11 protein-coding genes are annotated in these 13,046 nt (G+C 63.0%); 5 read left to right on the forward strand and 6 right to left on the reverse strand.

The genetic code is table 11. The features are described from left to right. Window positions 1–1,060: 1,060 nt before the first annotated feature. Window positions 1,061–1,915: a MaoC/PaaZ C-terminal domain-containing protein gene (locus tag J3361_RS24600; RefSeq protein ID WP_207966725.1), complete on the reverse strand. Its 855-nt coding sequence runs from the start codon at window positions 1,913–1,915 to the stop codon at window positions 1,061–1,063. Window positions 1,916–1,917: 2 nt separating this feature from the next. Then, the gene (locus J3361_RS24605) at window positions 1,918–3,270 is read right to left on the reverse strand and encodes a 3-oxoacyl-ACP reductase (protein ID WP_207966726.1); all 1,353 of its coding nucleotides are present in this window, start codon (window positions 3,268–3,270) and stop codon (window positions 1,918–1,920) included. 249 nt (window positions 3,271–3,519) lie between these two features. Here J3361_RS24605 and J3361_RS24610 point away from each other — a divergent pair, with 249 nt between their 5' ends. Further along, complete coding sequence (locus J3361_RS24610) at window positions 3,520–4,797, forward strand: acetyl-CoA C-acetyltransferase (protein ID WP_207966727.1); 1,278 nt, start codon at window positions 3,520–3,522, stop codon at window positions 4,795–4,797. Here J3361_RS24610 and J3361_RS24615 read toward each other — a convergent pair. Continuing rightward, window positions 4,784–5,812 carry a bile acid:sodium symporter family protein gene (locus J3361_RS24615; protein ID WP_207966728.1) on the reverse strand — a complete coding sequence of 343 codons (1,029 nt, stop codon included), beginning with the start codon at window positions 5,810–5,812 and terminating at the stop codon, window positions 4,784–4,786. The genes J3361_RS24610 and J3361_RS24615 overlap by 14 nt on opposite strands. Before the next feature lie 79 nt (window positions 5,813–5,891). On the opposite strand from J3361_RS24615, the gene J3361_RS24620 reads away from it, so the two are divergent. Next, window positions 5,892–6,683 (forward strand): helix-turn-helix transcriptional regulator, encoded by a 792-nt coding sequence (locus J3361_RS24620; protein WP_207966729.1) that lies wholly within the window; start codon window positions 5,892–5,894, stop codon window positions 6,681–6,683. Between the two features lie 239 nt (window positions 6,684–6,922). Continuing rightward, window positions 6,923–7,816, forward strand: coding sequence for a PA4780 family RIO1-like protein kinase (locus tag J3361_RS24625; protein WP_014336406.1), 894 nt, complete (start codon window positions 6,923–6,925; stop codon window positions 7,814–7,816). A 233-nt stretch (window positions 7,817–8,049) separates the two neighbouring features. Here the strand turns inward: J3361_RS24625 and cueR are convergent, their stop codons facing one another. From cueR to J3361_RS24640, 3 genes are all read right to left on the reverse strand, one after another. After that, a complete protein-coding gene (gene cueR / locus J3361_RS24630; protein WP_207966730.1) occupies window positions 8,050–8,451 on the reverse strand; it encodes a Cu(I)-responsive transcriptional regulator in 402 nt (133 codons plus the stop codon). Then, on the reverse strand, window positions 8,448–10,841 hold the full coding sequence (locus tag J3361_RS24635) for a heavy metal translocating P-type ATPase (RefSeq protein WP_207966731.1): 2,394 nt from the start codon (window positions 10,839–10,841) through the stop codon (window positions 8,448–8,450). Before J3361_RS24635 ends, cueR begins: the two co-directional genes overlap by 4 nt. 176 nt (window positions 10,842–11,017) lie before the next feature. Then, window positions 11,018–11,401, reverse strand: coding sequence for a hypothetical protein (locus J3361_RS24640; protein ID WP_207966732.1), 384 nt, complete (start codon window positions 11,399–11,401; stop codon window positions 11,018–11,020). A 148-nt stretch (window positions 11,402–11,549) separates the two neighbouring features. Between J3361_RS24640 and J3361_RS24645 the strand changes: the two genes are divergently transcribed. Both J3361_RS24645 and J3361_RS24650 read left to right on the forward strand, forming a co-directional pair. After that, window positions 11,550–11,747: a cation transporter gene (locus tag J3361_RS24645; RefSeq protein ID WP_207966733.1), complete on the forward strand. Its 198-nt coding sequence runs from the start codon at window positions 11,550–11,552 to the stop codon at window positions 11,745–11,747. A gap of 95 nt (window positions 11,748–11,842) precedes the next feature. Further along, window positions 11,843–13,045, forward strand: a complete 1,203-nt coding sequence (locus J3361_RS24650; RefSeq protein WP_207966734.1) for a multidrug effflux MFS transporter — start codon at window positions 11,843–11,845, stop codon at window positions 13,043–13,045. Window position 13,046: the final 1 nt, after the last annotated feature.

Consider the following 13,046-nt stretch of genomic DNA (forward strand, 5'->3'; position numbering starts at 1 on the left):
TGTGGGAGCGGGCTTGCTCGCGAAGACGGTTGCACAGTCAACATTGATGCAAGCTGACCCACCGCTTTCGCGAGCAAGCCCGCTCCCACAGGGATTTGAGGTGAATACATGCCCCGTGAACACCCCCCGGAACAACTGTGGGAGCGGGCTTGCTCGCGAAGACGGCAGCACAGTCACATTGAAGCAGACTGACCCACCGCTTTCGCGAGCAAGCCCGCTCCCACAGGGATTTGAGGTGAATACATGCCCCGTGAACACCCCCGGAACAACTGTGGGAGCGGGCTTGCTCGCGAAGACGGTTGCACAGTCAACATTGATGCAAGCTGACCCACCGCTTTCGCGAGCAGGCTCGCTCCCACAGGGATTTGAGGTGAATACATGCCCCGTGAACACCCCCGGAACAACTGTGGGAGCGGGCTTGCTCGCGAAGACGGCGGCACATCCAACTTGGACGCAAGCTGACCCACCGCTTTCGCGAGCAGGCTCGCTCCCACAGGGATTTGAGGTGAATACATGCCCCGTGAACACCCCCGGAACAACTGTGGGAGCGGGCTTGCTCGCGAAGACGGCGGCACATCCGACTTGGATGCAAGCTGACCCACCGCTTTCGCGAGCAGGCTCGCTCCCACAGGGATTTGAGGTGAATACATGCCCCGTGAACACCCCCGGAACAACTGTGGGAGCGGGCTTGCTCGCGAAGACGGTTGCACAGTCAACATTGATGCAAGCTGACCCACCGCTTTCGCGAGCAAGCCCGCTCCCACAGGGATTTGAGGTGAATACATGCCCCGTGAACACCCCCGGAACAACTGTGGGAGCGAGCCTGCTCGCGATGACGGCGGCACATCCAACTTGGATGCAAGCTGACCCACCGCTTTCGCGAGCAGGCTCGCTCCCACAGGGATTTGAGGTGAATACATGCCCCGTGAACACCCCCGGAACAACTGTGGGAGCCTGCTCGCGATGACGGCGGCACATCCAACTTGGATGCAAGCTGACCCACCGCTTTCGCGAGCAAGCCCGCTCCCACAGGGATTTACGGTGAACACCATCGACTTGCTCAGGCCGCCGGCCGCCATTCTCCGACCATATGCTCCAACGCCCCGGCGCCCACCAGTTGCAGTTGCCCACTGGAGCCCGCCGCGCTGGCCAACAGGGTCACCTCGCTGGGCAGGCGCACCGGTTTCTGGAAGGTGACATCGATCTCGATATTGGCCTCGGGCAGATGGTCCTCCAGCGCCGCCAGGGTCCTGGCCTTGTTCCACAGACCATGGGCGATGGCGGTGGGGAAGCCAAATAGCCGGGCGCTGAGGCCGCTCAGGTGGATCGGGTTGTAGTCGCCGGAGACCTTGGCGTACTGTCGACCGATATCAGCCGGTGCGGCCCAACGCGCGACTTCAATCAAGGGCAGGCTGGCCTGCGGTGAGTCCTCCACCAGTGCCCCGTCGAGCTGGACGCCTTTGCACAGCATCTGGCTCCGGGCCTCCCACAGCGGCCCCAATTGATCATCGAGGCGGGTCACCAGGTCGAAGACCGCGCCCTTGGCGTGGGCTTGCAGGTTCTCGACATGGACGCTGGTCCGCACCTGGCCGACCCCACCCATGGGCCGCAACACACGAATGCGGTTGCTCAAGTGGATCAACCCCAACAACGGAAAGGGAAAGTCCCGAGCCGTGAGCAATTGCATTTGCAGGGCGAACGCCAAGACGTGGGGGTACGTTGGCGGCAGCAGTCCGTTATCGACGAAACCGCAGACCTTGCGATACGCCGCCAGCCGTTGCGGGTCGACCTGGAGCACCTGGCGCAAGCCTTCCTCGGGCAAGGTCGTTCCGGTGACCTTGCGCCGCGTTGCCGCTTTCGAATAAAGCCCGGATATGGAGGGCGGGCTGCTGACGTCATGCCATTGGATCGTCATGGTCACGCTCCCAAAAGGCTTTGCCCGCACACCCGCAAGGCCTGTCCGGTCACGGCGCCGGTCCCGGGCTGCGCGAGCCAGGCCACGGCCTCGGCGACGTCCTGGGGCAATCCGCCCTGGCCAAGGGAGCTCATGCGCCGCCCGGCCTCGCGTAAGGCGAAGGGGATCTCGGCGGTCATGCGGGTTTCAATGAAACCCGGCGCCACGGCGTTGATGCTGATGCCGCGTGATTGCAGCAACGGCGCCCAGGCCTGGGCTAGGCCGATCAGCCCGGCCTTGCTGGCCGCATAGTTGGTCTGCCCACGGTTGCCGGCCATGCCGCTGATGGACGCCAGCAGAACCACCCGGCCATTGTCGCGCAGGGTGCCGCTGTCCAGCAGGGCCTTGGTCAGCACTTGCGGGGCGTTGAGGTTGACGGCCAGCACGGCGTCCCAGAATTCCGGGGTCATGTTGGCAAGGGTCTTGTCCCGGGTGATGCCGGCGTTGTGCACCACGATGTCGACGCCGTCGGGCAAGTGCTCGATCAACTGGGTGGCGGCATCTTCGGCGCAGATATCCAACGTGACGCTGCGCCCGCTCAAGCGTGCCGCCAGGGCGTCGAGATCGGTCTTGGCCTGGGGGACGTCCAGCAGGATCACGTCAGCGCCATCGCGGGCCAGGGTTTCGGCGATGGCGGCGCCGATCCCGCGGGCTGCGCCAGTGACCAGCGCCTTGAGCCCAGTGAGCGGCCGGGTCCAGTCCTGGACTTGGGTGTAGCAGGCGTTAAGACGAATGACCTGTCCGGAAATGAAGGCGCTTTTGGGCGACAGGAAGAACCGCAGCGCACCCTCCAACTGGGTTTCGGCACCGTCGCCGACGTACAACAGTTGCAGCGTCCCGCCGTGGCGCAGCTCTTTGGCCAGGGACCGGCTGAAACCCTCCAACGCCCGCTGGGCACTGGCGGCGAACGGATCGCCAAGACTTTCCGGCGCACGCCCGAGGATGACGACATGGGCGCTGTGGTCGAGGTTTTTCATCAGCGGCTGGAAAAATTCCCGCAACTGTTTGAGCTGGTCGGCCTGCACCAAATGGCTGGCGTCGTACACCACCGCCTTGATTTTCGGGCCGTGGCCGGGGATCCATTCCGTGGCCAGCGTCGGTTCGCCGCCGTAGATGAAAATGCTGTCGGTCAGGCGTTTGGCAAATGTGCCGATCTGTTCGGTCAACGGTCCACCGCCCAACAGCAGTGCGCCTTCGATCGGCCGCAGCCGCCCGGCCTGCCAGCGTTCCAGGCGTACCGGCGAGGGCAGGCCGAGGGACCCGACCATGCGCCGGCCAATGGGCGAATTGGCGAAGTCGATATAACGGTCAGACATGGAACACACTCCGGCTGATGAGGTTCCAAGTGTGGACCATGATTGGCAATCAGTCGTTCGATCGGCGAGATAAAGCCTAAGCTTGTGCTGGAGCGCTGTTTCCAGGGCACCGAATCCCTGTGGGAGCAAAGCTTGCTCGCGATGCAGACACCGCGTTTTTCAGGTAGGTCGCGTCATCGTTCATCGCGAGCAAGCTTTGCTCCCACAGGGTTTGGTTGAGTCTTCACAGGGTACACAGGGAGTTCTTTCATGACACAGCTACGCCGCGTCGCGATCATCGGTGGTAACCGCATTCCTTTCGCCCGCTCCAACGGGCTCTATGCCACCGCCAGCAACAAGGCGATGCTGACGGCTGCCCTCGAGGGGCTGATCGAGCGCTACAACCTGCATGGCTTGCACATCGGCGAAGTGGCGGCCGGTGCGGTGCTCAAGCACTCCCGGGATATGAACCTGACCCGCGAATGCGTGCTCGGTTCGCGGTTGTCACCGATGACGCCGGCCTATGACGTACAACAGGCCTGTGGCACGGGGCTGGAGACGGTGCTGCTGGTGGCCAACAAGATCGCCCTGGGCCAGATCGACAGCGGCATTGCCGGCGGCGTCGACACCACGTCGGACGCGCCGATCGCCGTCAATGAGGGGTTGCGCAGAATTCTGCTGCAAGCCAATCGCGCCAAGACCACCGCCGATAAAATCAAGACCTTCCTGCAATTGCGTCCCCAACACCTGATACCGGATCTGCCGCGCATCAACGAACCGCGCACTGGCCTGAGCATGGGCGAGCACTGTGAATTGATGGCCCAGACCTGGCAGATCCCCCGGGAGGCCCAGGACCAGTTGGCCCTGGAGAGCCATCAGAAAATGGCCGCGTCCTACGCCGAAGGTTGGCAGAACGACTTGATGACGCCGTTCCTCGGCCTGACCCGGGACAACAACCTGCGCCCGGACCTGACCCTGGAAAAACTCGCCGCCCTCAAGCCGGCCTTTGAAAAAAGCGCCAAGGGCACGATGACCGCCGGCAACTCCACGCCACTCACCGACGGTGCCTCGTTGGTGCTGCTGGGCAGCGAAGAATGGGCCAAGGCCCGGGGCCTGCCGATCCTGGCGTACCTGCGTGACGGTGAAACGGCGGCGGTGGATTTCGTCAATGGCGCCGAAGGGCTGCTGATGGCCCCGGTCTACGCCGTGCCGCGATTGCTCGCCCGTAATGGCCTGACGTTGCAGGACTTCGATTACTACGAAATCCACGAAGCGTTCGCCGCCCAAGTGTTGTGCACGCTCAAAGCCTGGGAAGACCCGGACTACTGCAACACCCGCCTGGGCCTCGACGCGCCGCTGGGGTCCATCGACCGCAGCCGGCTGAACGTGAAGGGCAGTTCCCTGGCCGCCGGGCATCCGTTTGCAGCCACGGGCGGGCGCATTGTCGCCAACCTCGCCAAGCTGCTGGATGCCGCCGGGCGGGGGCGCGGGTTGATTTCGATCTGCGCCGCCGCCGGCCAGGGCGTGACGGCGATCATCGAGCGTTGAGCAGGGCGCCGTCCTGGCCGGATGCCAGTGCCTTGTGCTGGCTGGCGTAGCGCTCGGCCAGGATCGAGCAGACGATCAACTGCAGTGGGTGATAAATCATGATCGGCAGCAGAATCAGCCCCAGGCCGGGATGGTTGCCAAAAATCAATGCGGCCATCGGCACCCCGGCGGCGAGGGATTTCTTGCTGGCGCAGAACACTGCGGCGACTTCATCGGCGCTGTTGAATTTGAGGGCACGAGCGGTGCGGGTGGTCGTCCACAGGATGATTGCCAGCAGCACGGCACTGCCCGCCGCTGCGCTGAGCAACACGCCGTTGCCTTGTTGTTGCCAGATGCCGGACACCATCGAATTACAAAACGCGGCATAGACCAGCAGCAAGATCACCAACTTGTCGATGATGCTGGTGTAGCGTTTATACCGACCGAAAAAGCCGGCCAGCCAACGCCGCAGGAACTGCCCCAGCACCAGCGGCAGCAACAACATCAGGCACAGGTCGAGCAAGGTTGAACCGAGGTCGATGCCATCGGCGCCGCTGCCGACGACGAAACTGACCAGCAACGGTGTCAGGAAAACGCCCAATACGCTGGACAGGCTCGCGTTGAGAATCGCCGCTGGCACGTTACCTTTCGCACTGCCGGTCAGGGCCACCGAGGAAGAGATCGTCGAGGGCAGGGCGCAGAGGTAGAAGAACCCCAGCATCAGCAGCGACGGCACATGGCTGCCCAGCAGCCAGTTGCTGAGTAGCCAGATCAATGGGAACACGCCAAAGGTGAAACCTTGCACCATCACATGCAGCCGGTAGTTCTTCAGGCCGTGGCGGATCTGCTCGCCGGACAGGTTGACCCCGTGCAGGAAGAACACCACGAAGATGCCGATATTGACCACCCATTCGGCATGCATGGCGCCGCCCGTGGCACCAAAGGTCGGGAAGAAGTACGCCAGCAGCGTGGCGAGCAACATGCCGCACAGGAACCAGTCGGTCGCAAGGCGTTTGAGGTGTCTGACGATATGCATAGGGCACCGCAAGTTGTAGGAAAAGTCGACTTAGCCTAACGTCGTCCCTATCAGTCGTCTTGCGACATAAGGCCAATCAATGCCGCCTAACGGACATCAGCAGCTGGAACGCCATATCCCCGACTTGGCGCAATTGCCGAGGCCGCTGTACGCCCGTGTGGAAAGCTTGAGCGCCGGCTCGTGGACGCAAGCCCATCGTCATGACTGGGTGCAGTTTTCCTACGCCATCAGCGGCGTTCTTGGCGTCCACACCGCAGCCGGCAGTTTTTTTGCCCCGCCACAACGGGGCATCTGGATTCCGGCGGATCTGGAGCATCAGGTGGTGACCTCCACTCGGGCGGAAATGCGTAGCCTGTATGTCCATCGCCACGCTTGCCCGTGGGCCGACGAGCGCTGTCGGGTGCTGGAGGTCACGCCACTGGCCCGTGAACTGATCAAGGTGTTCTGTCTGCTACCGGTCGATTATCCCCAAGGTGATACCCAGGAAGAACGGCTGGTGCAGGTGCTGCTGGATCAGTTGGCGACGCTGCCGGAGGTGGGATTTTCCCTACCGCTGCCGCGACATGTCCGCTTGCTGGCGCTGTGCAACGAATTGATCGAGCAGCCCGAACAGAACGTCACCCTGCAAGCCTGGTCCGAACGTCTGGGCACCTCGGAAAAAACCCTGATGCGCCTGTTCCAGCGCGAGACCGGCCTGAGCTTTCGGGCCTGGCGCCAGCGCATGCGGTTGTTGTCGTCCCTGGGCTCGTTGGAGAAAGGCGACAGCGTCACCAGCGCCGCGTTGTCCTGTGGCTATGATTCAACGTCCGCGTTCATTGCCGCGTTCAAGGGGATGTTCGGGTTTACCCCGGGGGAGTTGTTCAAGCATTGAGTCGCCGCACTGGCCTACGACGGTGGTAGGCGCGCCTGTCAGCTCTTGTCGCAAATACCTGGGCATTCATTTGCCAACGCCAGGTCCGGTCTCGGCTATGATTTGGCGCGGTCAATTAATCCGGCACATTGTGTGCATCACCGGTTCATAGGTCGGCAACCCCTCCCCGTGGAGCAAGGATTGCCGTATAACGACTGTCATTCGCGTGTTTGGTAATAAAGGACCCACAATAAAAGCTGATGAAGACTCCAAAACGCATTGAACCCCTGATCGAGGACGGTCTGGTCGACGAGGTGCTGCGCCCACTCATGAGTGGTAAAGAAGCAGCTGTTTATGTGGTGCGCTGCGGCAACGAGCTACGTTGCGCGAAGGTCTACAAGGAGGCGAACAAGCGAAGTTTTCGTCAGGCGGCCGAATATCAGGAAGGCCGCAAGGTGCGCAACAGCCGTCAGGCCCGGGCCATGGCCAAGGGCTCGAAGTTCGGGCGCAAGGAAACCGAGGACGCCTGGCAAAATGCCGAAGTGGCGGCCCTGTTCCGCCTGGCGAGCGCGGGTGTGCGCGTGCCGAAGCCGTACGACTTCCTCGAAGGCGTGCTGTTGATGGAGCTGGTGGCCGACGAGTACGGCGATGCCGCGCCGCGCCTGAACGATGTGGTGCTGGAGCCGGACCAGGCCCGTGAATATCACGCCTATCTGATTTCCCAGATCGTGCTGATGCTGTGTACCGGCCTGGTGCACGGCGACCTGTCGGAGTTCAACGTCCTGCTCACGCCTACGGGGCCGGTGATCATCGACTTGCCGCAAGCCGTGGATGCCGCCGGTAACAACCATGCCTTCAGCATGTTGGAGCGGGACGTGGGCAACATGGCGTCCTACTTCGGCCGGTTCGCCCCGGAGCTCAAGCGCACCAAGTACGCGAAGGAAATGTGGGCGCTGTACGAAGCCGGCACCCTGCACCCGGCCAGCGTGCTGACCGGCGAATTCGACGAGCCGGAAGAGTTGGCGGATGTGGGTGGGATCATGCGTGAAATCGAGGCCGCCCGCCTGGATGAAGAACGCCGCCAGGCAGTCCGCGCCGCCGACGATGCACCACCCGGCAAGACCGAGGAACCGCCGCCGCCATGGATGCAATGATCGGTTGAACAGAAACCCGGCCAATGGCCGGGTTTTTTGTGGCCCTAAAACAGCCCCTCCGCCCATCCCCTGTGGCGCAACCCTCCTTGTGGGAGCGGGCTTGCTCGCGAAAGCGGTGGGTCAGCTTGGATCAATGTTGAATGTGCCGCCGCCTTCGCGAGCAAGCCCGCTCCCACAGAGGTTTTGTGTTGGAGCTCGAATCTGATGTCCCCCACAGGGGGTTGGCGGTGGCATCAGCTTTTGCAGCACCCCGACGCCAGTTCCTTGAGGATCGGGCAATCCGGGCGGTGGTCGCCGTGGCAATGTTCTACCAGGTCTTGCAGGGTGTCGCGCAGTTCGGCCAACTCGCGGATTTTCTGGTTCAGTTCATCGATGTGTTGCCGGGCCAGGGCCTTGACGTCGGCGCTGGCGCGTTGGCGGTCTTGCCAGAGGGTCAGCAGTTTGCCGACCTCTTCCAAGGAAAACCCCAAGTCGCGGGAGCGCTTGATGAACGCCAGGGTGTGCAGGTCATCGGTGCTGTAGATCCGGTAACCGCTGTCGGTACGATGGGCAGCCTTGAGCAGGCCGATGGATTCGTAATAACGGATCATCTTCGCGCTCAGGCCGCTCTGGCGGGCCGCTTGGCCGATGTTCATCGCTTGTCCTCCAACTGCTTGGGTGTCCAGAATTTCAACAATAACGCATTGCTCACCACGCTGACGCTCGACAGCGCCATGGCCGCGCCGGCCAGCACCGGGTTGAGAAAACCGAACGCCGCCAGGGGGATGCCGATCAGGTTATAGATAAACGCCCAGAACAGGTTTTGGCGGATCTTGGCGTAGGTCTTGCGGCTGATGTCCAGCGCCGCCGGTACCAGTCGCGGATCGCCGCGCATGAGGGTGATGCCCGCGGCATGCATCGCCACGTCGGTGCCGCCGCCCATGGCAATGCCGATGTCCGCGGCGGCCAGGGCCGGGGCGTCGTTGATGCCGTCGCCTACCATCGCCACCACCGAATGGCGTTTCAACTGCTGAACGATGGCGGATTTATCCGCAGGCAACACTTCGGCATGGACATCAGTGATACCCAACGCCTGGCCCACCACCCGGGCGCTGCCCTGGTTGTCGCCAGTGAGCAAGTGGCTGGCGATGTGTTGTTCATTCAACGCTTCCACGGCGGCGAGGGCACCGGGCTTGAGGGTGTCACCGAAGGCGAACAGGCCCAGCACCCGAGGCGTCGTGCCTTGTTCGATCAGCCAGGACAACGTGCGGCCTTCGGTTTCCCAAGCCTGTGCGGAATCGGCCAACGAGCCGGGGTTCAGGCCCAGTTCTTCGAGCAGACGACGATTGCCCAAGGCCAGGCGGCGCCCATTGAGGCTGCCGGCGATACCACGTCCGGCCAGGGACTGGCTGTCGCTGACATCCGACACGTCCAGGCCACGCTCGGCACAGGCGTCCAGCACCGCTTTGGCCAGAGGATGTTCGCTGCCGCGTTGCAGCGCCCCGGCCATTTTCAATAGCGCGTCTTCATCACCGTCGAGGGCGGTCAAGTGGGCGATGCGCGGCGCGCCGGAGGTCAGGGTGCCGGTTTTGTCGAACACCACTGTCGTGACTTCGTGGGCGCGCTCCAAGGCCTCGGCATCCTTGATCAGAATCCCGTGGCGTGCGGCCACACCGGTGCCGGCCATGATCGCTGTAGGCGTCGCCAGGCCCAGGGCGCAGGGGCAGGCGATCACCAGCACCGCAACGGCGTTGATCAGTGCGGTTTCCAGTGGGGCTCCGTACAGCCACCAGCCGATCAATGTCGCCAGGGCCAGCACCAGCACCACCGGGACGAAGACCTGGCTGACTTTATCCACCAGTTTCTGGATCGGCGCCTTCGCGGCCTGGGCGTCTTCCACCAGACGGATGATCCGCGCCAGAACGGTTTCGGCGCCCAAGGCTTGCGTGCGCACCAGTAACCGGCCTTCGCCGTTGATGGCGCCGCCCGTGACTTTGTCGCCGGGCTGCTTGGGCACCGGCAGGCTTTCGCCGCTGATCAGCGCTTCGTCGGCATGGCTCTGGCCTTCCAGCACTTCACCGTCCACCGGGAAGCGTTCCCCAGGCTTGACCAGCACCCGGTCATTCAAGCGCAGGGCACTGATGGCAACCTCCCGCTCCCGGCCATCGATCACCTGGATCGCCCGCTCCGGACGCAAGGCTTGGAGGGCGCGGATGGCGCTGGCGGTCTGGCGCTTGGCGCGGCTTTCCAGGTATTTGCCGAGCAGCACCAGGGCAATCACCACGGCCGAGGCTTCGAAATACAGGTGCGGCATGCCGCCGGGAGGGGCGATCGCCCATTCATACAAGCTCAAGCCATAGCCGGCGCTGGTACCCAGGGCGACCAGCAGGTCCATGTTCCCGGCACCGGCTCGCACGGCCTTGAAGGCGGCGACGTAGAACCGCGCACCGAAGATGAATTGCACTGGCGTCGCCAGGGCGAACTGTACCCAGGCCGGAAGCATCCAATGCACGCCGAACGGCTGCAGCAGCATGGGCAGTACCAGCGGCACGGACAGCAGGATCGCCAGTACCAGTGCCAGGCGCTCACGGTTCAGGCGGTTGTTCTGGGTGTCGGCGGCCCGCTCGGCCTGCCAGACCGTGGCGTCATAGCCGGCGCGCTTGACCGCATCGATCAAGGTTTGCGCATCCACCTGGCCGAGCAGTTCGAGGTGGGCCCGCTCGTTGGCCAGGTTGACGCTGACGTTGTTCACGCCATCGACTTTGCCCAGGGCGCGTTCGACCCGACCGACACAGGAGGCGCAGGTCATCCCTTCGATGTTCAACTCCAGGGTTTGCACGGGAACGCTATAGCCCGCCTGTTCGACGGCCTGCTTCAAGGCCGGCAAACTGCCTTCAGGGGCCTGGACACGCGCCAGTTCCGTCGCCAGGTTGACGCTGACGGCACTGGCACCGGCGACTTTGCTCAAGGCCCGCTCGACCCGCCCGGCGCAACTGGCACAGGTCATCCCGGCAATGGGTAGATCGAACGTGGTGGATTCGGACATCGGTCAGGCTCCCTGTAGTGAATGACTACAGGATCAACCTTGCCATGTTGGCAAGGTCAAGCGCCAATCCAAAACAGCGTTGCCGATCCCTGATCTGGGGAGTTGGCTCTGTGGGAGCAAGCTTTGCTCCCACAAAGCTCGCTCCCACAGGGGTTGGCAATCACAAGATGGGGGTGTCAGTAACCGAGCCCAGCCTGCTTGAGGTACATGCCTTGTTCATTCATTGCGATGCGGAACTTCAGGATGTCACCGGCCTTGAGGGTAATGTCCTGCGAGCCCGGTGCGAGCATGCCCGGATTACAACCCGGCGCCTGCCCCGGCAGCAACTTCAGGCGCAAGGAGACTTGACCTGGCGGCAGGTTGAACGAGGTGCTTTGCTCCTGGAACAGCCGGGCCGAGAGTTGATCCTGGATGTAGATGCCGATTTCGCAATTGGTCGACACTTCCAGGCGCTCGCGGGAAATGATCAACACGCCATAGTCTTCGCCAGCGGCCGAGGCCTGGGGGGCCACCGCTGAAAGACCGAGCATGCAAAACAGGCTGAACGCTGACCAGCGCATGGCTGAACCTCCGGTGTGAAATCCTTGATGTGTGCAGCTTGGCTGAGGGCGATGCCGATTGCCAGCCCGGCAGTTTTTGTCAGAACTTGACCTTGCCATGATGGCAAGCTTGAAACTGGCGCCAACCTCAATCCCAAGGAGTCACCCCATGCAAACTTTTAATGTCGAGGGCATGTCCTGCGGTCACTGCGTCAAGGCCATCACCCAGGCGGTCCAGGCCAAGGATCCAGCGGCTGAGGTGCGCGTCGACCTGAGCGCCAAGACCGTCCAGGTCCAGAGTTCGTTGCCGGCCGATGCCGTGATCGCGGCCATCAATGAAGAGGGCTATGGGGTCAGTGCCGCTTGAGTTTTTTTAATCGTTAGCGACCTATCGGAATGTTCAAGAGCGCCCGGCACGGCTAGACTGTCGGGCTGTCGAACGACGCCTGAACTGGACGCCCGATGAACCTCCGCACGATTCTGATTCTTGGCGCCTTGAGCGCTTTCGGTCCCTTGGCGATCGACTTCTACCTGCCCGCCTTTCCGGCGATGGCCACGGCCTTCGGCACTGACGAAAAACACATCCAACTGACCCTGGCGGCCTATTTCCTCGGCTTGTCCATCGGGCAACTGGCCTATGGACCGGTGGCGGACCGCTTCGGACGGCGCATTCCGCTGCTGACCGGCGTCGGTTTGTTCACCCTGGCATCCTTGGCCTGCGCCTATGCACCGAGCCTCGAATGGCTGATCGGCGCCCGCTTCGTCCAGGCCTTGGGCGGTTGCGCCGGGATGGTGATTTCCCGAGCGGTTGTCAGTGACAAATGCGACGCGGTGGGCTCGGCGAAGGTGTTTTCACAACTGATGCTGGTGATGGGCCTGGCGCCGATTCTCGCGCCGATGCTGGGCGGGTTGCTGGTGAACCTGCACGGCTGGCAGTCGATCTTCATCGCGTTGACCCTGTTCAGCGCGTTGGCGGCAACGGCCGTGGCCTTGTGGTTGCCGGAAAGCTTGCCGGACCATGTTCCACGCCCCCCTTTGTCGGGCGCGCTACGCCAGTACGGCCGGTTATTGACCGATTCGGTCTTTCTCGGCCATGCGTTGACGGGAGGGATCGCGATTGCCGGGATGTTTGCCTACATCGCCGGCTCGCCTTTCGTTTTCATCAAGCTTTATGGCGTGCCCGCCGAACATTTTGGTTGGCTGTTCGGCACCAACGCGGCGGGTTTCATCCTGGTTGCCCAGGTCAATGCCCGATTGCTGTCCAAGCGCGGCCCGGCGTTCCTGCTGGCCCGCGCGGTATGGATCTACTTGGCCGCCGGGTTGAGCCTGCTGGCGGTCAGTTCCCTGCAGCCTGCGCAGTTGTGGCCGCTGCTGGTCCCGCTGTTTATCTGCATCGCCAGCCTGGGGTGCATCATTCCCAATGCCTCGGCCTGCGCCATGAACGGGCAGGGCGCGCGGGCCGGGAGTGCCTCGGCCATGCTCGGCTGCCTGCAGTTTTCCGTTGCGGCGGGAGCCGCCGCGCTGGTCGCCGCGTTGCATGACGGCACCGCTGTGCCGATGGCCTTGGTTATCAGTCTTTGCGGGCTGTTGGTGGTGGGTGCCGCCATGCTCACCCGTCGTCTGCAAAATGCCCGGGCCCTGGTCCAGGCCAGTCGCGAGGGCTGAC

Origin of the sequence: Pseudomonas sp. OA65, from assembly GCF_017498305.1 — a bacterium.
Lineage (GTDB): Bacteria > Pseudomonadota > Gammaproteobacteria > Pseudomonadales > Pseudomonadaceae > Aquipseudomonas > Aquipseudomonas zanjanensis.